Origin of the sequence: Mesorhizobium sp. L2C084A000 (assembly GCF_000502875.1) — a bacterium.
Lineage (GTDB): Bacteria > Pseudomonadota > Alphaproteobacteria > Rhizobiales > Rhizobiaceae > Mesorhizobium.
In genome coordinates this window covers 501,882-522,516 of sequence record NZ_AYWX01000001.1, presented here as the reverse complement: position 1 = coordinate 522,516, position 20,635 = coordinate 501,882, and the positions used below count along the sequence as shown (strand labels likewise).

The window sequence follows — 20,635 nt, the reverse complement described above, 5'->3', positions numbered from 1 at the left end:
AATCTCCCTTTAATTCAAGCTCGGCTGCTGCGGCCAATCGAGACGGGCGACGAATTCGTAGACCGGCCCACCAGGCACCCCCCAATTGCTCGACCAGATCACTTGCGACCCATCAGGGGACGGTGAGGCATGTGTCTCGCTCCAATAGTCAAATGGAGCGTTTCGCGTCTGCACGATGCGTCGGACCTCCTGACGACCGTCAACACGCAGCGCGATCACTTCGCGCGTGTATGGCGCCCAGTTTGGATGGCTCCGAACCTCATCGGGATTGCCCCCGTAACTTATAAATGCCCATTCGGGCCTGTCCAAAGCACGCAGCGACGTATGCTCGGCCTCACCGTACTTCGTGAGCGACGTGACCTTTCCATCGGACAGCCGACGCTTGATCACCTGATATTCGTCCGGAGCGGATTTGCTGGTTCCGACGTAAATCTCGCTACCATCCGCATCGAGAGTCAAATCGCCATGGCCGGGCCGATGATGGTCCTTCCACCTCTGGCGCAGGGTGCCGTCGACTGCGAAAATGGCTCGCTGCTCGGTGCCGTCGACCAGGTTTTGGAAACACAGGATGTTTTCTCCAAGCGGAGAAATGGTGCAGGAACTGGTCGTTCCGGCAACCTGGGCGAGATCGATGTCCGGGTATTTCAGACGCCGGTCGATGTCGTATGCGAAGACGACGGCAGCTCCATCATCGCGGGTCGCGCGTACGGCAATGCGGTTGCCGTCACGACTAGGATTTCCCTTGGACGGGCCGAATTCGAGATCCCGATATTTCGTTGCGGCATACACTATGTCCTCACGATTGGTGCGGGGAGCCCAAGTCGAGATCTTTTGACCGTCGACACAGATCATCATCTCCGCCTTTCGAGGGCGCCATTCGCACTCACCCGACTTGTTGCGGTGAAACAAAGGGAGGTAGGTTTTCCCGTCGAGGAAACACATGCCGTTGCAGCCGTTCATGAGGACGAGGAGGCTCTGATCCGCATTCCACGCTTGCGCGCTCGAGTATCGGTGACTGCAATATATCTTGCCGCAGACAATTCCGCTGCCAAGAGCTCCGGGCTGGGTAATCCGAGTAAAGCTGATCCCTGTCGCCGGATCAGTGACAGGTTTCAGGTAAGCGGGCAGATCCATTGACGGCTCCGTGCCTGCCGCACCGCTCGGCCGGTTTCCGGCTGTGTGCAGCGCCAGCAGAGCGGCCATCAGCAGCACAGCCGGTATGAGCCGCGGAAAGGTCATGTCATATAGCTCATTTCACGACGGACGCGGCCTTCGCTGAGGCGCGAGCGCCACCACTCGATGGTCCTTTCCAGACCATCACGCAGGCTCGTATGTGCCCGCCATCCGACTTTACTTTCAAGGTTTGAGGAATCGGCGAGCAACGCACGAACCTCGGAGTTCTGCGGCCGCACCCGGCTTTCATCGCGGCGGACCGGTTTCCTGGTGCCACTCAACTCGAGCACCAACTCCAAAACGTCCGAGACACTGGCGGCGCGCTGGCTGCCGGCATTGTAGGCATGGCCAAATTCAAGCTTGGCCGCCCCTGCCGCCACAAATGCCGCCGCAGTGTCTTCCACAAAGGTAAGGTCGCGGATAGGGCTGGTGTCGCCGACCATGATCGCCGAACAGTTCTCGTCCAGAGCCTGCCTTATGATGGTCGGCACGATGGCCCGCTCGCTCTGGCGCGGCCCGTATGTATTGAACGGTCGCAGGATCACCACCGGCACATCGAAGGACCTGGCATAGGACGCCGCCATCATGTCCGCGCCGATCTTGGATGCGGAGTAGGGGGATTGTCCCTGCAACGGGTGGGATTCGTGGATCGGCATGGTCAGAGCGGTGCCATAAACCTCGCTTGTGGACGTATGCACAATGCGCTCGGTTTCCCAGTGGCGTGCCGCTTCGAGGACATTCACGGTACCCAGCACATTGGTTTCCACATAGGATTGGGCAGCCGCATAGGAATAGGGAATCGCAATCAGCGCAGCCAGATGAAACACCACCGCCTGGCCGCGCACGATCCGGTTGATGAAGGCGCTGTCACGAACGTCCCCCCGAATGCACTGCAACTGGCTTCGAACGTGGTCGGGCAAATCATCCAGCCAGCCATGGCTGTCGAACGAGTTGTAGAGGGCCAGTGCCGTGACATCGGCACCTTCGCGCACCAGCGCTTCCGTGAGGTGGGATCCGATAAATCCATCCGCACCCGTGACCAGGACCTTCCTGCCGTGATAGTTCACGACCGTGCACTCCTTCGATCATGTGAGCCGTCAAACTGGCGAACGAACAACAATCCATTCATGCCAAACTCTCCTCACTTGCCAACTCTACCCACTTGCCGCGGGAGGCAGGGACACGCCGAAAACCGCCCTGAAGCCCCGCATTATCCAGACGAGGTCCGATGCAATGGTGCGCCGCGGATAGTAGGCGAGGTCGATCGTTGCCTTGGCCGGGAACAGGACCTCTCGATAAAACAGGAGCGGATCAAGGGAGGGCGGGTAAAAACAGGCTTCGTGACGGAAGAGAACCTGGGTTGGGCCGAGCAGGCCAGGCTTCCACTGTAGGACAGCTTCATTGCCGCCGCGGAAACAATCGGCGAAGGCAAGGCTTTCCGGCCGCGGCCCGACAATTGCCATGTCCCCCGTGAAAACGTTCCACAGTTGGGGCAGCTCATCAAGTTTCGTTGCCGCGAGAAAACGGCCTACCCGCGTCATGCGGCTGTCATCGTTCATGGTCAGCGCAAGGCCGAAAGGATCGGCTGTCGTCTTGAATTTGCGGAACTTGTACATGCGAAACGGTTTTGCGCCGGCACCCAGGCGCGTCTGTGCGAAAAGCACGGGCCAACCGCCCTCGACAAAGAGTGCAACGGCAATCAGGAGCATCAGTGGAGCGAGTACCATTCCCGCTACTGCGGCGAGGATGATGTCCATAGCGCGTCTGGCAATTCCGTGGCTGGTGCCAGCTACGGCGGGCCGATGCATCGTCACGTCGAGTGCGTTCATGCCGCGGCTCCCGCCCGCCCGCTGCCTTCAATCGCCGTGGCCAACGCAACAACCACCGACTCGATCGCACTTGCCGTAATTTGCGGGTGTAGTGGAATCGTCAATTCCCGCTGCGCGAAGTCCTCGGTCTTCGGCAGATGGATTTCAGTGAACATCTGGCGATAAAGCGTCATCTGGTGCACGGGCGTATAGTGGATTGTGGTCTGTATACCCTTCGTTCGCAGATGGTCGATTACCGTTTGCCGGTCGACGTCATGCGGCAGGAGGACAGGCATGATGTGGTAGGCCGAGGTCCGCGGTTTGCCGAACGGGACTGTCACAGCCGAGCAATAATCTGCGATCAGACGCCGATAGAGGACGACCAATATGCGCCGGATTTCATTCCATTCCTGCAGGTTCTGAAGTTGGACCAAGCCGATAGCGGCGCGCAATTCGTCCATGCGATAATTGAAACCGAGCATCGTCACGTCGTATTGCGGCGTGCGGCTGTTCAGCCGCTGATGTGTGCCACTGGTCATCCCATGTCCGCGAGCCTGGCGGATCGCTTCACGGAGCTGTGCATCCCGGGCGATAACGGCCCCGCCTTCCGCGGTGGTCATGTTCTTGTTGCCGTAGAAGCTAAAGGCCGCGGCCGCACCGTAAGTCCCCACCTCCTTAAGGCCGGGAGCATGCGCGGCATCCTCGACGATATGCAGTCCTCGCACACGGGCAAATCTCTGCCATTCTTCCCGGTCGGCGAGGTAGCCGGCAAAATGGACGAGAATGACTGCCTTGGTGCGTCCGGTGCACTTGGCTTCCGCGTCGCTTAGAGACATCAGTGGCACTTCGGCCGACTCTATGTCGACGAATACCGGTGTTGCTCCTACGTAGAGCACTGCATTCGCGGTCGCCACGAAGGTCAGCGAGGGAACCAGCACTTCGTCTCCAGGGCCGATCCCAAGTGCATGGAGAATGAGATGCAGGGCGGCGGTGCAAGAGCTGACGGCGACGCAATCGACCGCATCATGCACGGCCGCGAAGGCCTCTTCAAAGGCTCGTACCTGGTCCCCCATCGTCAGCCACCCACTGTCGACAACTTTGGCCAGGGCCGCCTTTTCCGGAAAGCCAAGAATAGGAGCGCTGACCAAGAGCATTACGACCTCCTCATGTTGGCGCGGCCGAGCGTTCGGCCCTCAAGCGGCCGCTGCCGAGACCTCGATCGATGCGGACTGCTCTTCCCAGGCAATGGTTTGTGCGTTTTGAAAATCTTCAACGCGTCCGATATCCAGCCAAAGCCCATCATGTTTGTAGACGTGCACATTCGTGCCGTTTTGCATCATCTGCAGCATGAGGTCGTCGAATCCGAAGGCGATACCGTCAGGTATAAAACGGAAAACATCTGGGTTCATGCAATATATACCCATGCTTACCAGATGAGATAGAGTCGGTTTTTCACGAAATACTTTAACAGTATTGTCGATCTCGTCGATGACGCCGAAGTCCATCTTGATGACGCGGGAAGCGGTGGCTATGGTGACTGGATCCGTGTGAGTCCGGTGTGATGCCACAAACCGGCTGAGACTGAGATCGGTAAGTACGTCCCCATTGAGAACAATGAACGGCTCGTCCAGTTCCTCCCTGATCAGGGAGAGCGGGCCGATAGTGCCGAGAGGTTCCAGCTCCTGGGTATAGCGTATCCTTAGATTCCACTGTGATCCGTCTCCGCATACGGTGCGGATCAAGTGCCCCAGATAGCCGGTCGTGACGTAGACTTCCTGAATGCCGTTCCGTCGCAGCCACTTCAAAAGCAATTCAAGAACCGGTCGAGCACCGATCGGCATGAGAGGCTTGGGCAAGATGGATGTGAAAGGCCGAAGGCGTGTTCCCATTCCACCGCACTGAATGACCGCTTTCATCTCGTCCTCCTATTGATACGACTGTCGCGGTGTGATGGGTCCAGCCCACCGGCCGGAAGGTACGCCAGTGTTGGTTTCGCCTCTCCGGGTGCAGCGATGGTAAGTGGCGCCCGAGAAGGCGTCGTCGTGCATTTGAATGGCACTTTCCCGGCGTTTTGATTTCAATATTCCAGCCGGCAGGGCATGGGCGCGGCAGGGCGGTCAATCAGAGCTGGGAGCTGTAGCCGCTCGATTGGCAACTGCTGTGCGCATGTCCGGCGCCGGTAACGACCTTCTCGGAAGGGCATCGCTACCGTTCGTACGAAAAAAACACTTTGCTATCTGGCCCTGAAATGTGTGCGATTGTAAGCTATATTAGCAGGTTGAAATGTGCGGATGGGCGGCGACGAGCGTCGACATACGGGGGATCAGCGGGCGGCTGATCTGTGTTGGGTCACCGTACAGTCCATCCAAAGGGAGGGTTCGGCAGCTAGGGACACATGCGGGCTGCCAAAAGGTGGGTGGTTCATGTATCGTATTATCATCGCCGATGATCACGGCTTGTATCGTCGTGGGCTGCGACTGGCATTGATGGCCGGCATTCCAGACTTGGAAATATTCGAAGCGGCGTGTTTTGATACCGTCATAAGCCTGCTTGAAGATCAGGCGCCCGTTGATCTCGCCGTCATCGACCTGAACATGCCAGGACTGTCCGGCCAGGACGATCTTCGCGACGTCTTACCGGCTCATCCCGACACACGGTTTGCAATTGTTTCAGGGACCGATTCACGCGCCGAGATTCTAACTGCCCTCTCGATTGGACTTCATGGCTATATCGTAAAGTCCCAAACGGACGAGGAGGTGGTCCTGGCGGTGAAGGAAATCCTGGCCGGCCGTATTTACGTTCCGGCACTTCTTTCACAAAGGTCCAAGGAGCCGGTACGCCTTCCATCCGAGGCTCCCACGCGAATGCCCCACAGGACCACCAGCGTCAACAATCTGGGCAGGCTTACGTCCAGACAGAAGGAAGTCCTCAGGTTGATGGCCGAAGGTTACTCGAACAAAGAGATTGCCCGCTCTCTTGAAATTGCAGAAGCGACGACGAAGATTCATGCCGCCGCCGTCCTGCGCGAACTTGGGGCACGAAATCGGACAGAGGCCGCGGTTCTGCTGAAGACATGGGCCGCCAGAGACGTCAACTAGCGCCGATTGCTTTTGGCGGCAGCCGGACCGAATATTTCAGTCCGTGAGCCAGCATCTCAAGCTTGGAAGAGTGACCCACGATAGGCTCACCGTCGGCTCCAATGATCAACGACCCAAAACCGCGCCGAGCCGAGGTGGAGACCCGGCGCTCTCCCGATTCCGACCATTCAAACACGATGTCGGCGCCGGGCTCCTGGGCTGTGAATTGCCACATGACCTCGATCCGGCCTGCCGGAGTGCCGAGAGCCCCATGCTTCACGGAATTGGTCGTAAGCTCGTGAACGATCATTGCGAAGCTCTCAGCCGAACCCTCTGCGATTTTTACTTCGGGCCCACTGATCGAGATGTTGTGCGTCCCCATGTAGGGCTGCAATTCCTGAACGATGAGGTCGCGCAAGGACGCCGACAGGTTGCCATCGCGTGAAAGAAGCAGATGCGTCGCCTGGAGTGCGCCGATTTTTTGGATCAGTGTCTGCTTATAGCGGGCGATATCGTTGTCGGGGGCACTAACCATATTCACAAGCGCCGTGATCACCGGAAACAGATTGTTGAGCCTGTGGCGCTGTTCAAGCATGGCCCGCTCTCGCTTCTTCGCCGCAGCCCGCAGCAGAATGGTTATGCGCCGATCGGTGACATCCGCGGCGACTCCTATTCGCTGTGCACGACCATCGCGCAATTCGTCCCGTCCGCGAAGAGCAATCCAGCGGATATGTCCGCCAGCTCGCCTGATGCGGATCTCCGCGTCATAGTTGGCGCCGGATGCAAGCTCTCCCGGGGCCGTCAAATTAGGCAAGTCGGCTGGATGAACGACCGCAGCCAGTTCCTGCAGCGGACGGCTCGGCGCGGGTGCCAGTCCCATCATTTCCCAGAACGCGGCCGAGCCGTTCACGGATCCGCTCTCGAAGTCTATGCGCCATGTTCCCAACCGGCTGGACGACAGCGCCAGGTCCAACCATTCCTTCTGAGCCCGGAGTGCCTCGCGGGCGGTTCGCTCTCCCGATATGTCGTCCACCATTACAAAGATGCTTTGAGGGAGAGCATCAGCTGGCACGGCCAAAGACAGCGCCAATCTTGTCCACAAAACCGTGCCGTCCTTTCTCAGGAGACGGATCTCCGAGCCGAACGAAGTCGTGTCTTTGAGGCGAGTCAATGCTTCCGCCAAAGTGTGGTTGTCGTCAGGATGGACGAGTGCCCTGACTGGCAAACTAGAAAGCTCCTCCTCGGCATACCCTGTCATCTCACAAAGACGTTTGTTGGATCGTTGCAACTCTCCGTTCTCGCTCATATTGGCAAAGCCGATAGCGGCACGTTCAAATGCCCAGCGATAACTGTTTTCGGTCGCCTCCAAGGCCACGAGTCTAGCCTCTGCAACCCGCAAAAGGGTGCGGTAGTCCTGCCTCTGCCGGTGGAAAGTCAGGGCGATCATCCCCCCTGCAACCAGCAGCAGGATGGCCCTAATCCAAACGTCGACGTCGGTTGGATTGTGAAGGACATCCCGCGCCAACAAGCCGACAGTCACCATCACAAACGTTGCCGCAAGGGCAATCAGGCGATCTTCGAGATATGAGATGGCAATAATGGTGGGAACAAACTCAAAAAAGCCGATGTCGTATGCCATGGAGGCGGGCAGCGCTGTCTCGACCGCAAGTGTCGCGACCAGGAGCGACATCGAGGCAAGGTGGGTTAGCAACTTGCCTGAGCTGTTCGGATGCAAACTGAGCGAATGCAAACGCATGTGCCAGACTATAACCTTCTGACTAGTCCGTCGAGATTAGACCGAAAAGCGTACAGACTAGTCCGACCGCAGGATTGTTCCCCGGGATTGTAGCGCGCATTTTGTCCGTTGTCGGGGGCGGATCGGACCGCAACTCTCCAAGCGACCTGACTGACATGTTTAAGGCACCTCCTGACAGGGAGGCGTTGCCGTTTTGCGGGAGGTAAGAAAATGGCACTGGTTGGTAGGCAGCATGATGGAATTCTTGGTCGCCAATATGGAAGTTTCGGGGGAAAGCCCGTCTCGGCCTTGAGAACGCAGGGTGGCCATAGTTCCGCCTGGCACCAAGCACCACAAAGGTTCGACGGCGTGGCTGTCGAGCCAAAGCAGAGCAGCCTTGCATCTGTTGTGAGAATGCTTGATCGCATCGGGTGTGGCTATCTGATCCTGAACAGCGACAGGAAGGTCATGGAGTGGAATTCAGCCGCTCAAAACACCTTGGAGCGCGAGGGCGAGGCAGCTGATACGGCCGGCAAGGTGTCGGTTGCTCTGAGGCGGCTGATCGCAAACGTGCCGGGGAATTTTCTTCCTGGCACGCTTTCATGGGTGGTGATCCGCGGTATGGGCGACAGGCCCTTGATTTTGAACGAGAAGGGCATAGCAACGCCTGACGCGACGAGTATCGTGGCGCTGCTGGATCGTGAAAACAGGTCCGGGCCAAATCCCCAGACGCTGCAAAGAATGTTTGGTCTGACGAGTGCCGAAACGCAACTCGCGCTGCGCTTGGCGCAGGGCGATGCCCCTTTGGAGATAGCCCGCAAGCGGCGCTTGAGCCGGACCACGATAAGGTCACAGCTGGCGTCGCTCTTCGCCAAGACCGAAACACGGCGCCAGGCGGAACTGGTAGCTCTTCTTGGGCGCATATGCGTCTTGCCGTGAGGTAACGGCCGTACCATGCGCGCGCGCAACAGGCTTGTGCGCGCGCAATCTGTTGCCGGCGTGCTTGTCCGCCAGCCTCACCCTACCGCCGTCGTGTGCGCACCCGGCCCAATCTTGGGCGGATTGCAAACACGTGGTTAAGCACGTGCCAGCCCGCCACCTTCATGACGGAAGGCCGGAAGATCTGAATCCCGTCCAGGAACGTGGTCAACCAGGACTGCTGGTGGAACCTCATGGGAATACGAGCAACCCGCAATGCCCGCAGCAATGTCTCGGGAGGCGGGAGATGGTTGCGGTCCTTGATGAGATTCCAGTTAAGCTGTTTGACGGCGAGGGTCACTTCGTCGACCTCGCGGAAACTCTTTGACGTTGTAATGCTTGGATGGTTCGTTGCATCGTAAAAGGTAAGCGGATCGCTTATCGCCACCATGTCCCCATGGCTGGCTAGATCCACGAAGAACAGTTGATCCACTCCGGCCGGAATCTCTTTGTGCGTGCGCATCAAGCAGCCGGCACGAATGACGTCGCTGTTGATCAACAATGTGGATGGAATAATCCCCAGGCAGCGTGTCGCGCGCACCAGATAGAGGTCCATCAGGCACTGCTGGCTGGAATAAAGCGAGATCGGTTCCTGCTGCTTGGGGACTTGGCGAAATCGCACTCGCTTGTCCTCGATTATGTTTGCGGCTGACGTCATGAAGGCGACTGAGGGGTACTGTTTGGCAATTTCGGCGAATGTCCTGAGTGCACCTGGCGCAAGCCAGTCATCGTCATGTAGCAACTTGATCCATCGTCCGGAGCAAGCCAGCATAGCGTTGTTGGTGTTCTCCACCTGACCGCGACCTCGACTGTTTTCGATGATGCGGATGCGAGGTTCGCTCCGTGCGTAGTCGGTCACGATAGCCCAGGTCTCGCCCTCCGGCCCCTCGTCGTCGCTCACGACCAACTCCCAATCGGAGTAATCCTGGCCCAAGACGCTGTCGATCGCCCTGCGGATCGTATCCGGTCGACGAAAGGTTGGTATCCCGACCGAGATAAAAGGGCGTGACCACGAGAGATCGGCCCGGTCATGCTGGGTGACCGCAACTGCCGCTTGAAGGTTGTCAACCGACGACGAATTCATGGTGTTTTTTCCTCGAGACATTCATGTTGGATGCACGTTGCAGCGCCTGCTGGTTGAGGGTCGTGGGTCAACAGATACAGTGATGCTGCCATTTTCAGAGCGAAACCCGACGCGCCGCCGGCGGCCATGAAATAGATGACGGTGACTGGCTGCCAGCCCGCCTGGGCGCCGGCGAGCAGCGGGCCAAACACGAGAACCGCCCGTGCGAGGTCGATGACCAGTCTTGTTCCTTGCCGCCGTAACAGAGCGGGAACGTCGCTGAGCGGAGTCGACAACGCCTGTGCCGCGCCCATCAGCGCCAGTGCGGTCATGATTTCCGCAGTGGGCATCCAAGGCTCGCCCAGAAGCGGAACGACCACATAGGGCGCGGCGAGGCCGAGCAGCAAGATCGGCACCGCGGTAAAGGCGGCGGCCAGCAGGAGAAGCCCGCGCGCCACACCAAGCAGGTGTCCACGATTGCTGTTCCGGTTTGCTTCGGCGACAAAAACATTGCTGAGCGGTGTGGCGATCAGCGTCACCGGACCGGTGACCAGCCGCGCGGCCACGCCCAAATATCCGGCAAATGCGGTGCCGAACAGCCCGCCGACAAGGACTGCTGGAAGATTGTTGATTGCTATGCTCGCGAGCGTTGCGGGAATATCGAACAGAGGAAATTTGTATTCCCGCCGAGCCTTTTCCAATACCGCACGCCAAGGTGCCCAGGCGATGCCACGCAAATCCTCCCAACTCATCACCCGATAGCCGATCACCCCGATGAAGACGAACTGGCTTAAAATATGGGCATGGATCATCGCTTCACCGCCGAGTTCGGCGATGCCGAAAGCCAATTGCAGTGCAGCCATGCTTGCCGGCAGGATCAGGCGCCCGAGAGCAAAATCGCGCAAAAGCCCGGCACGCAGACTCCAGCAGTTCATGGCTTCGACCAGACCTGCGCCTCCCATTCCAATCGGAATGAGCCAGGCGAGCGAGCCGAGGCGATTGGGAGCAAGGTTCGACAGCATCTGTCCGGCCGAAAAGGCCAGGACGGTCGTCACGAACACAGCCAAGAGAATAAGCTTGACCGTCACATAGGCCTGCGCGTTCCCCTTGACCCCATAGAGCGAAGCCTCGAAGCGCAATGCCGCGACCCCGGCGAGTATGTTCACGATCGACAGATAAATCGTAAAGATGCCGAAATCGGCCGGCGAATAGAGCCGCGCCAAAACCGGGATTGCGGCAAGAAGGGTGAGCTGGCCGACAATCGCCATTGCCGACACTCCGCTTGCTGCACGAATGATCGAGCCGATCGGGCTCGGCCGAACAACGATGATGGCTGTGCCTGCCGCAGGAACCGTCTTGGGTCTCAGAAGGTCGCTTGGTGCCATCGGTTCGCGCTTCCGAGGGAGGCAAATATCGGGGATTGCCGCAGCCTACGATGCACACCGGACCTTGCCATCATTCACCTGAATGACGCGCTCTGCTGACAGGCTGCACCGTGAATCGTCCTGGCCGCTCCCTGGATGAACCGCCCCAGGATCGTCCGTAGCCCAAGGACGAGCCTGTGGCCGTCATGCTATTTGCTCGCGCAAGAGGTCAGCGCTGTCCTCGAGCCGATATCCGGCATGTTTTTTCAGATTCACTCGCGTGAGGACACTGCCAACAGGTATCGCAAGAGAACCGTTGCCCTGAAGGAGTTCCAGCACCCCGCGAGCGAGGGTGCGTGGCGTTTTCCTCCACCGGATGGCGAAAAGAACCACGTCCGCCCATCCTGGCAGAAATTTGGCTTCCGGCTGCCCCAGCGCCGACGGCAGGTTTATGATCACGATGCGATAGGTCGCGTGCAGATCCGCCATCACTTTGCCTCCGTCCTCGCATGATAGCAGCGCCAGCAGGTCGTCCGACGGAGCGGCGGTCATTACGTCGATCCCGATTTCATGCAGCCTGGCAACGGCACCTTCCAGGTCGCAGCGATTGCAAACATAGTCAGCGAAGGAATGGCGGTTCTTGCGTTCGCTGAACTGGTGCAGGAACTCGAGCGTGAGCTGAACGCCCTTGCGTTCAAGATCGACCAACAGAACTCGACCGCCCAGTCGCGTGCCGGCGAGCGCCAGGCTCCACGCGAGCTCGGTCCCGCCATCCTGCGGCACGCTGGAGGTGACAAGCGCCGTGTACGACGAACGAGCCCTTAGCGCATTTGGTGCCGCCGCAATCAGCAACGACGTCACGGCGCGGCTATATGCGGACCTGCGCTCCCCCAGCACGAGGTTTCGCAGTTGTTTGGCATGCATTCCGCCTGCTTCGGGAATCTGCCCCACACAGGGAACCTTGAGCACCGCTTCTGCCTCGGCCTCGCCACGGAAAGTCCGGTCGAAATGATTGCGCATCGTGACGTACATCGCCCCCAGAATGGCGAATAGGATCATCCCAGGGGGAACAAGGAAGATGGCTGGCAAGGTCTGCGGGATAGTCGGCGGCCAAGCAGCGGACAGGATGGAAATTCCAGCTGAGGGAACTCCGATACGCCGCGTCAAATCCTGTTGTCGACCAAGGAGTTCGTTATATCGCTGGGTCAGCAGGCTGACCTGCGGCTCGAGAGCCCGCAAACCGGAAAGCCGGCTGGCGGTGTCGGCCATGACCGCATCCAGGATGTTCTTTCGGCTTTCAAGAGCGGCGATCTGTGCACGGAAAATGTTTGCATCGGCAGCAATCTTGTCGACGCCTTGTTCGATCTTGCTTTGCGTCGTGGCTCTGAGTTCCTGGTCTGCCGGCGCGAGAGCCTGTCGAGCCGCAAGGTCGGCAAGTTCAGGCGCGCCAATAGCTTCGGCCAAGGCGGTGAGAGAGGCCCCATGCTCTCGAAGCCCCTGGACGTATCGAAGCCGAGATTCCACAGCGGCGAGGTCCGCCTTTGACATCGACAATTGCTGGCTGAGGTCGGCCCGTTCCCTGGCTGCATTGTCCGCCGAGCCTTGGTCGATGGCTCCGTGGCTCAGCCGATATTTCTCAAGGCGGTCTGCCGCTGCCTGCAGATCATTTTGCAGCCCGGGCAAACTGGCGGTGATCGCATCGAGCTCTTGCTGGTCGGATGCCTGCCTTTTCTTCGCTAGGGAGTCGACATAAACCTGAGCGAATGTGTTGGCCACGAGCGCCGCCCGCGCGGGGCTGTCATCGGCAAAAGCGACGGAGATTACTCTCGATCGCAGCTCCTGCCCGACCCGCATGCCTCGCCGCAAAGCTCTCAACTCGGAGGCATCCTCGGCTTGTGGACCGTTGGCTACCTGGTCCGCCCCTGGCCACAGCCAGTCCAGTAGACCGCCGGCAAGTGAGCGTGTCCTTGGGGGAGGGGTGGCAGACGGTTCAAGCCGGGAATTCCTGCTCGCGGAATTGTCCTGTCCGGTTTCCGCCGCACCTGTCTTGCGCAGTGCCGCCATGACGCGGCGCAGGTGATCTTGCGACGATAACATCGTGATGTGGTCATCTATGCTTGAATCAACGAGGTCCTGCGAAGACGGGGCGCCGACGGGCAGTGAACCGCGCGAGGGGGCGTCGACGATAAGCTGGGTTGTTGACTCGTAGAGAACTGGTCGAAGGCTTCCCAGCAACCCCGCCAACAAGCCGCCCAACACAGCGAAGGCAACAATAGACCATTTTCTCCTTGCCAGAATCACGAAGAGTTGGCGCGACGCGGTGGGCGGCTCGACATACTCACGCAATGACCGCACGGGCACTCTGCCTTCGAGAACCGGTGCTGGTAGTTGATTGACCCGTGGCAGCTGGATCGGGCTGATTGCGGAACCTACCATCTTACACTCCTGCCAGGTCGCGTTCATGAGTTGGGCCGGTTTGCTGTGCTTGCCGATTGGCCTTGCTCCGCCAGGCCTGGAACATCAACGCGGACCACAATTCGCGCGAGCGGTTATGGCCATCAATGTGATCGCGCCAGCAGGCGTCGATCTTCGCGGTGTCCAATACGTCACTGCTTTCGGTTCGCATGTCGGCGAGAAGATCGGTGGCCCAGTTGCGCAGCGGACCCCGCAGCCATGCAGCGATAGGGACATCGAAGCCTTGTTTCGGACGCTCGATCAGGTGCTGCGGGAGATAGCGGCGTAGCAATTGGCGAAGGATCCATTTGCCGGCGCCATCACGAACTTTCATGTTGGATGGCAGCCGCCAGGAGAATTCGACAACGCGGTGGTCAAGCAGAGGACACCGACCCTCAAGGCTGTTGGCCATGGTGGCACGGTCCAGCTTCACCAAGATATCGCCAGGCAAGTAGCCCGCCATGTCATCGTACAGAAGACGGGAGAGCAGGTCGTCAAGCGGCGGACCGCCGTAGCCGTGGGTTGGTTCGGTCGGCCGCTGATATCCAAGGTTTTCAGCTTGTGGCCGCGCCAGCCGCTGAAACAATTCGTCTTCGTTCGATGCCGTGAGCAGCCGGGCGAGGCGTTCCATTCGGTCGCTCCGGATAAAATGCCTCGCGCTCGCAGAGAGCGGCAGTTTGCCAACGGCATCGTCACGTCCGGCGCGTGCGAAAAACCCTGCCCCTGCCGCCAAGGTTCGGCGCAGTTGTCGGGGCAGGCGCAGGTGCCGTTTCAGCCGCTCCGCCATAAAGTGGCGGCCGTATCCTGCGAAGCATTCGTCACCACCGTCGCCCGACAGCGCTACGGTGACGTGCTGACGAGCGAGCCTGGCAACGAGCAAGGTCGGTATTTGTGATTCATCGGCGAAGGGTTCATCCCAGACCTGGGGCAACTCGGGAATGACGTCACGTGCGGCGCTTGGCGAGAGGTGAAGTTCGGAGTGGTCGGTACCCAGATGACGGGCAACGGCCGCTGCGTATGGAGCTTCATCAAAGCCGCCCTCTCCGAACGAGATCGTGAAGCTGCGAACCGGCTTGCAGGATTGGGCCTGCATCAAGGCGATCACGGCTGAGCTGTCGATCCCGCCCGACAGGAAGCCGCCCAGAGGCACGTCGGCGATCATACGTTCCCGCACAGCCAGCCGAAGCCGGTTGTCCAGTTCGTCAACCAGATCTTCGTCGGTGCCGATGGCGGGATTCCGTCGCCCATCGGCAGCGACGGCAGCCAGCGACCACCAGCGGTGAATGCATCGGGAAAGACGGTCCGCGCTGCGGTCTTCGGCAAAATTCGCCGCCGTGACGGAAAGGACAGAACCAGGCGGCAGTTTGAACACGCTTCGCCAGATACAGCGATGGTCCGGCACCCATCCCGTCGAAAGCATTGCCGCGGCGGCATCAAGATCAAGGTCGGGAGAAAAGCCCGGAAAGCAATTGATCGCCTTCAGCTCAGACGCGAAAACCAGCGCATCTCGGGTCGATGCGACATAGAGGGGCTTTTTGCCCATTCTGTCGCGGGCCAGATGCAGGGTTCTTGTCTTGAGATCCCACAATGCGAAGACGAACATACCGGCAAAGCGATTGAGGGCGGCCTCAAGCCCCCAATGCTCGATTGCGCAGAGCATCACTTCGGTGTCGCTAGCACCTTGAAAGGTTTGGCCCGCACACTCGAGTTCGCTACGCAAATCGCGAAAATTGTATATCTCACCGTTGAAGGTGATCACGTACCGACCGCTGGCGGAATGCATCGGCTGGTGCCCGGCGGCTGACAGGTCGACAATTGCCAACCGCCTGTGGCCCAGTGCGATTCCAGCTTCGCGGTCGATCCAGAGCCCCTCGCCATCCGGCCCCCGGTGACGCAGCGATGCAGTCATCCGCCCGATCGCTCCAAGCGGCTTTATGTCCAGAGCGTCCGAAGCCAATAGAATTCCCGCGATCCCACACATTAGGCCACCCTCGGTTCAGCAAGCTGCCGCCGAAGTGCGGTCGGATTTCCGGCAACGAGGCAGAAAGCCAGCGAAAACCACACGATCGGGTGGCGGATGATCAGGTGAGGCATGCTGAAGATTATCGTCGATCCCCCGAGCACCAGCAGGGCGTCGAATCCCGCTCGCCAGGCGGAGGACATGGCGGCGCCCACGATCCAGACCAACGCCATCACGGCAAGCAATCCGCCCTGCAGGTAAAGGTCGAGAACGGTGTTATGCGCCTCGAAAGGTCGCTGTAGAAATTGACGGTCGGCCACGGGAGGCCGCTCGAGGTGGGGGCCAGGGCCCAGTCCCAGGGACCCGGATTTCAATCCTTTTTCCACAGCCTCCTGCCACAGATAAAGCCGGAGTTCGAACGTTTCGACGGTCGCTTCCCCGCCTTCGTCTTTGGTAAGGCTCTTCGCAAAATTGGCGACGCTGGTCTCTTCGGTGAGCGCGTACGGCGTCATTGCAAGCGCTAGAGGGAAGGAGCCTGCCAACAGCATAATTGCCGCCAGGCGGGGCATGCTGGCGCGGCCGCTCGTTGCTATCCATGCACGAAGCCGCAATCCGATGAAGATGAGGCAGCTCAGGATGCTGGTATAGAGATAGGTGTCGCTCTTCGTCAGTCGGCCGACATAGAACGTCAGGAGCAGGCATGAGAATGCAAGCAAACGAGCCCATGGGTTGCGCGTGGTCGTGGCAAGATGCAAAGCCAGCGGGCCAAAGAGCGCGCAATAGAGCGCGAGTTGGTTCGGGTTCTCTGACCAGCCACGGAACCGGTCCCAATACCAGGGATCGACGCCGGATTGGTGGATCGCACCATAAGCCAAGCCAAGCTGTATCACAAAGGCTCCATTGGCAAACGCGACCACGTACCATGCGCTGCGGCGCAGATGCCGATCGGCGTCCGGCTCCGCCGCGGCCAGGCACGTAAAGCTTGCCAGCAACACATATGCCATAACGTCATGTACAAACCCGGTCAGATAAAGAACGGTGGTCAGATAACCGACGATCGTGCCGATCCCCAAAGCGAGCGACAGGAGCAGCCAGAAGCTCGCCAGTTGGACAAAAGCGGGTGTGAGCTGGAGACGACCGCCAGCGAGTATTCGTCCAATCGCCAGCACGATCCAGATCGCGATGAACAATTCGCCATAGCCGAGCGGCAATCCCGGAACGCCTAGTTGCGTCGCATAGGACATAGCAACCCCCAGGGCGAGCAAGGCGTCCCGGATCATTGATGTGCCCCGCCTCGGTGATTTGCGAGGCCGCCTCCAAGCCCAACGGCAGGGAGCGGTCGCATGTGCCCCGCGCGGAGTGTGTTGTCGTAAAGGTCGCAGTACTGGTCGACCACCAGTGGCAGGGCAAATCGCCTCCGGACAAGTTCAACAGAACGGGCGCCCATCGCCTTGGCCGCCGCGCGGTCGGACAGCAAGTCTATTGTTCGCGAGGCGAGGGCTTCGGCATCATGCGGCGCAACCAGGTAGCCGTTCCATCCGTCTTCGACGACGTCGCTGCAGCCTGGCATCCTTGAGGCCACGATGGGCAGTCCCGCCAGCCCCGCCTCGAGCAATACACGCGGAACCCCCTCGCGATACTGAGTGGGAAAGGCGAATACATCGGCCATGCCAAGGAGATCGGCGACATCGCGTCGTGGACCCAAGGCCAGCACATGAGGTGCATGCCGATCAAGCTCCGACTTGTCGATTGCGAATGAGCCTTCGGATTCTCGTGGGCCGACGAGCACAAACCGTGCCGCGGGCCTTGCGGACAGGATGCGAGGGATCGCATTGAGAAGGGTCGCCACGCCTTTCTGGCGCGTCAAACGGCCGACGAAGATCACCACTTCGGCGGACTGAAGGCCGAGGTCCTTTCGCATCTTCGTTGCTGAGGACCCGAGATGGCGCACCGTTGCGAACGCGTCGACATCGATTCCGGAACTGCGTATCAGTCGCGAACTTCCGCGACCGATCAGCCGAAAGCGCTCGAAGAACAGTTGGTCGTCGCTATTTTGGAATACGGTCGCAGCCGTCCAGGAAGACGCAAGCCATTGTAGTGCGCAATAGACCGGACGCAACGCCAGGGCCCGAGGCTCCAGCGATGAGAACGTCCACCCCAGTCCGTTGATGGTGCGAATGACCGGAACAGTTCCCCGTACCGAAAGGGGCGTTAACAGATTTGGCTTGGTGTCGAAGCTCTGGATGATGTCAGGCTGAAGCTCCTGCATCAAGCGGCGCATCGTTCCGAGGGTGCGCCATTCCCCGCCTCCGCTTGCAAAGCGGTCGAAGGAGAACCTGTGATGCGAAATGTCATGCCGTAAAAACGGTACGGGAGAACCGCTCGAGACCGCCGTAACGCGAAAGCCTTTCTCTCGCAGCGCGATGAGGAAGGGAACTCTCAAGGCGTGATCCTCGCCTCCTACGCAGACCAGGTGCGGGTTCATCTGCCTCTCCCAAGCGCACATGGCCGATTGGCTCTCATGCTGCCATGGCCCGGTTTCATCACCTCTGAGCGCATGCCGCCCGAGTGCACGCTAGGGGGACACCAGGTGCCTGTCCTCGTCCGTTTGAATGACACCCGTGATGTTTGGAAGGGTAGCGACCAGCGAGGCGAGATTCCCTCGCGATTGCCGGAGCGTTCATGTGACTCGTGTCTTGCGGGATGAGCGCGGTGTTCGCCTGAGCCGGTACGAGTGGCTGGTCTGCATCACCTTGGTTGTCCAAGGTTTTCGAGTGTCCAATTGCGGCGGCGTGGTGCCTGAGCTCCGCGGCTCGCTGATGGCAAAAAGTTTTTGACGCGTGGTTGCGCTGGGCCGTCAAGCCGGCCCTCGGCCTGCGTCGCCCGGTCTTCAGGACGGAACCCGCACGTCAGCTGTTGGTCCACACATCCGGAACATCTGTCGGCGAGGCCCAAGGGCCTCGCCGACTTCTTAAAGCGTTTCTTCGCTGGGCTGGTTCAGGTGACCAGAAAAGACGATGCGGTAATCGACAGATGCGGAGAGAGGCTCGCGAAATGGATCTGGTTTGCGCCTCCGACGCCGTCGCTGTCGAAAGAAAGAGCTCCCGTCGAACTGTTGTAGATAATGTGATCGGAACTGTCATGCGCGGCTTTGCCGGCAAAGAAAGCGTCCGACGAGAGGCCCCCCTGATCGAGACCGGCAAAGATGGAATGATCGAGGTGGATTTTGTCCTGGGCTTTGTTGAAATCAGTGATCTTGTCGACGTTTCCAGCACCAAGGGCGGTACTGAACACGAAGGCATCTCTGCCCCCACGCCCGCTCAACGTATCGGCTCCGCCGCCGCCGTCGATCTTGTTGCTACCGGCATTGCCTTGAATGGTCTGTCCGAATTCGTTGCCGGTCAGATTGATGGCGGCCTTGCTGGATGCCTTGGTGGTTGCGAGTTGCTCGATATGCGAGCCAGCCGAAAGAGCGAAGCTCACCGAGGCAAGAACCTTATCGGCGCCGCTTCCTCTCTGCTCCACCACCTTGTCGTGGGCATTGTCGACGTAATAGGTGTCATTGCCGCCATAGCCGGTCATCTTGTCGGCGCCACCGCCACCATTGATCTTGTTGGCGCCGCCATTCCCATAGATGGCTTGACCGAATTCGTTGCCGGTCAGGTTGATGGACGCCCTGCCACCCGAACTGGCGGTGGAGAGCTGCTCGATATGTGAGCCCGCCGTAAGAGCGTAACTCACCGAGGCCACGACCTTGTCGACCCCGCCGCTTGGCGCTTCCATCACCTTGTCATGGGCATTGTTGACGAGATATTTGTCATTGCCCGTGGTCGCGTGAAAAACGTCTGCGCCGCGCGTGCCATGGAATATATGATCGCTGTCCGACGGGGCCGGCGCGGCGGGAGCAGGGGCGCCGGCGTCGCTTGGCGGCGTGGTCGGGGTATCGATCGGATCGCTTGCTGGAGGGGCGGCAGAGCCACCGGTGCTTTGGAGGTTGTGCTGCTGGAAGAAGGCCTGCAGTGCCGGCGAATTCTCCAGAGCTGTGTCTCCGTTCTGCGAGCCCCAGGCATAGGCATAATCGAAGGCAGGCGACGGAACCAGTGCTGCCCAATGATCTATCATCGTTTGCATCTGTTCCGTCGTTGGCATCTGATGCTTCCCGCCCGTGTCGGTCGTCCAGTTGCCACCGCCAAAAGTCTGGTAGACCGGAATGATCTTGTCGATCGGGATGCCGGACTTCACTGCCGCGCCCACGGCCCTGTCGATCATGTTGTAGTCGACCGTGCTCACGTCATCGCGCACCGGGTACGGGTCCAACCCGTAATAGTCGATGCCTGTATTGGCCGGATTATAGGTGTTGGAAAAATCCGGATTTGTAGGAGACCCCATATTCATCATGGTGACGAAGGTCTTGGCGCCCGGAAAATGGGAATGGATCCAATCCGATTCCGCTTTCAGGTTTTCGGCAGTTGCATATGTGCCCCACCTGCCGGTGGGATCTGGCTCGTCCATCAGGAAAAATCCGAACACCTTCGGGTTGTTCAGAAATGGTGTAACTTTTTCAATGAAGGAGGAGGTGACGCCGTCATGCGCGCCGAGATAGACGAGGCCTTTCATGCCGTCCGGCAAAGCATTGACCTGCGAGAGATATTGAACATCGACCAGGTTGAACCCGGCGGTTGCGACTTCGGTGGCTGATCCACCGGACGCATAATGGAGTGTCATCCAATGATCCTTTGGTTGATTCGATTTATGCCCCGCGTCTGCTTAGGTGATTGCTACATTAGGATGAAATCAAATACGAAACACAGCGAGATAGAATGTTTGATTGATCTAAGTTGTTGCTCAGTAGCAGGTATTTTGCTCAGCCGACTGTGGCACCTTTGAAAGTGTTTGGGAGCAAGGACATACGCCTCTTTTGCCGGCTCCGTTCTGACCAGTTCCTTTAGCGAAAATCGTCATTTTTCGTGAAGTTATCCCCAGACAGGGAGACGTCGGCGGCCGCGTTTCGCCGGTTCATGCC

At 59.2% G+C, this 20,635-nt stretch carries 15 protein-coding genes; 2 read left to right on the top strand and 13 right to left on the bottom strand.

All coding sequences use genetic code 11. The annotated features are described in order from the left end of the window. Nucleotides 1-9: 9 nt before the first annotated feature. The 5 genes from X735_RS0133475 to X735_RS163165 form a co-directional block, all read right to left on the bottom strand. A complete protein-coding gene (locus X735_RS0133475) occupies nucleotides 10-1,239 on the bottom strand; it encodes a hypothetical protein (protein WP_031212341.1) in 1,230 nt (409 codons plus the stop codon). Then, nucleotides 1,236-2,240, bottom strand: a complete 1,005-nt coding sequence (locus tag X735_RS163150) for an SDR family NAD(P)-dependent oxidoreductase (RefSeq protein ID WP_023808953.1) — start codon at nucleotides 2,238-2,240, stop codon at nucleotides 1,236-1,238. Before X735_RS163150 ends, X735_RS0133475 begins: the two co-directional genes overlap by 4 nt. Nucleotides 2,241-2,327: 87 nt before the next feature. Further along, nucleotides 2,328-3,002 carry a sugar transferase gene (locus X735_RS163155; protein ID WP_023808952.1) on the bottom strand — a complete coding sequence of 225 codons (675 nt, stop codon included), beginning with the start codon at nucleotides 3,000-3,002 and terminating at the stop codon, nucleotides 2,328-2,330. Then, a complete protein-coding gene (locus tag X735_RS163160) occupies nucleotides 2,999-4,135 on the bottom strand; it encodes a DegT/DnrJ/EryC1/StrS aminotransferase family protein (protein ID WP_023808951.1) in 1,137 nt (378 codons plus the stop codon). Before X735_RS163160 ends, X735_RS163155 begins: the two co-directional genes overlap by 4 nt. Nucleotides 4,136-4,174: 39 nt before the next feature. Continuing rightward, complete coding sequence (locus tag X735_RS163165; protein WP_023808950.1) at nucleotides 4,175-4,897, bottom strand: sugar phosphate nucleotidyltransferase; 723 nt, start codon at nucleotides 4,895-4,897, stop codon at nucleotides 4,175-4,177. 507 nt (nucleotides 4,898-5,404) lie between these two features. Between X735_RS163165 and X735_RS163170 the strand changes: the two genes are divergently transcribed. Next, nucleotides 5,405-6,079: a response regulator transcription factor gene (locus X735_RS163170; RefSeq protein WP_023808949.1), complete on the top strand. Its 675-nt coding sequence runs from the start codon at nucleotides 5,405-5,407 to the stop codon at nucleotides 6,077-6,079. On the opposite strand, the gene X735_RS163175 is transcribed toward X735_RS163170, so the two are convergent. Further along, the gene (locus X735_RS163175; protein ID WP_023808948.1) at nucleotides 6,072-7,814 is read right to left on the bottom strand and encodes a PAS domain-containing protein; all 1,743 of its coding nucleotides are present in this window, start codon (nucleotides 7,812-7,814) and stop codon (nucleotides 6,072-6,074) included. The two genes, X735_RS163170 and X735_RS163175, sit on opposite strands and share 8 nt — an antisense overlap. Nucleotides 7,815-8,024: 210 nt before the next feature. Here X735_RS163175 and X735_RS0133470 point away from each other — a divergent pair, with 210 nt between their 5' ends. After that, on the top strand, nucleotides 8,025-8,732 hold the full coding sequence (locus X735_RS0133470; RefSeq protein ID WP_031212340.1) for a helix-turn-helix transcriptional regulator: 708 nt from the start codon (nucleotides 8,025-8,027) through the stop codon (nucleotides 8,730-8,732). An 82-nt stretch (nucleotides 8,733-8,814) separates the two neighbouring features. Here X735_RS0133470 and X735_RS163180 read toward each other — a convergent pair whose 3' ends face one another. The 7 genes from X735_RS163180 to X735_RS163210 form a co-directional block, all read right to left on the bottom strand. Then, nucleotides 8,815-9,855 (bottom strand): glycosyltransferase family 2 protein, encoded by a 1,041-nt coding sequence (locus tag X735_RS163180; RefSeq protein ID WP_023808946.1) that lies wholly within the window; start codon nucleotides 9,853-9,855, stop codon nucleotides 8,815-8,817. Further along, nucleotides 9,852-11,219 (bottom strand): lipopolysaccharide biosynthesis protein, encoded by a 1,368-nt coding sequence (locus X735_RS163185; RefSeq protein WP_023808945.1) that lies wholly within the window; start codon nucleotides 11,217-11,219, stop codon nucleotides 9,852-9,854. The genes X735_RS163180 and X735_RS163185 overlap by 4 nt, the downstream gene beginning before the upstream one ends. A 183-nt stretch (nucleotides 11,220-11,402) precedes the next feature. Next, nucleotides 11,403-13,634 carry an exopolysaccharide transport family protein gene (locus tag X735_RS163190; RefSeq protein ID WP_023808944.1) on the bottom strand — a complete coding sequence of 744 codons (2,232 nt, stop codon included), beginning with the start codon at nucleotides 13,632-13,634 and terminating at the stop codon, nucleotides 11,403-11,405. 1 nt (nucleotide 13,635) lies between these two features. Continuing rightward, nucleotides 13,636-15,633: an asparagine synthase (glutamine-hydrolyzing) gene (asnB, locus tag X735_RS163195; protein ID WP_023808943.1), complete on the bottom strand. Its 1,998-nt coding sequence runs from the start codon at nucleotides 15,631-15,633 to the stop codon at nucleotides 13,636-13,638. Further along, a complete protein-coding gene (locus X735_RS163200; RefSeq protein WP_023808942.1) occupies nucleotides 15,633-16,892 on the bottom strand; it encodes an O-antigen ligase family protein in 1,260 nt (419 codons plus the stop codon). Before X735_RS163200 ends, asnB begins: the two co-directional genes overlap by 1 nt. Further along, nucleotides 16,889-18,097 carry a glycosyltransferase family 4 protein gene (locus tag X735_RS163205; RefSeq protein ID WP_023808941.1) on the bottom strand — a complete coding sequence of 403 codons (1,209 nt, stop codon included), beginning with the start codon at nucleotides 18,095-18,097 and terminating at the stop codon, nucleotides 16,889-16,891. The genes X735_RS163200 and X735_RS163205 overlap by 4 nt, the downstream gene beginning before the upstream one ends. 512 nt (nucleotides 18,098-18,609) lie before the next feature. After that, the gene (locus tag X735_RS163210) at nucleotides 18,610-20,229 is read right to left on the bottom strand and encodes a calcium-binding protein (protein WP_245273057.1); all 1,620 of its coding nucleotides are present in this window, start codon (nucleotides 20,227-20,229) and stop codon (nucleotides 18,610-18,612) included. Between the last annotated feature and the right edge of the window lie 406 nt (nucleotides 20,230-20,635).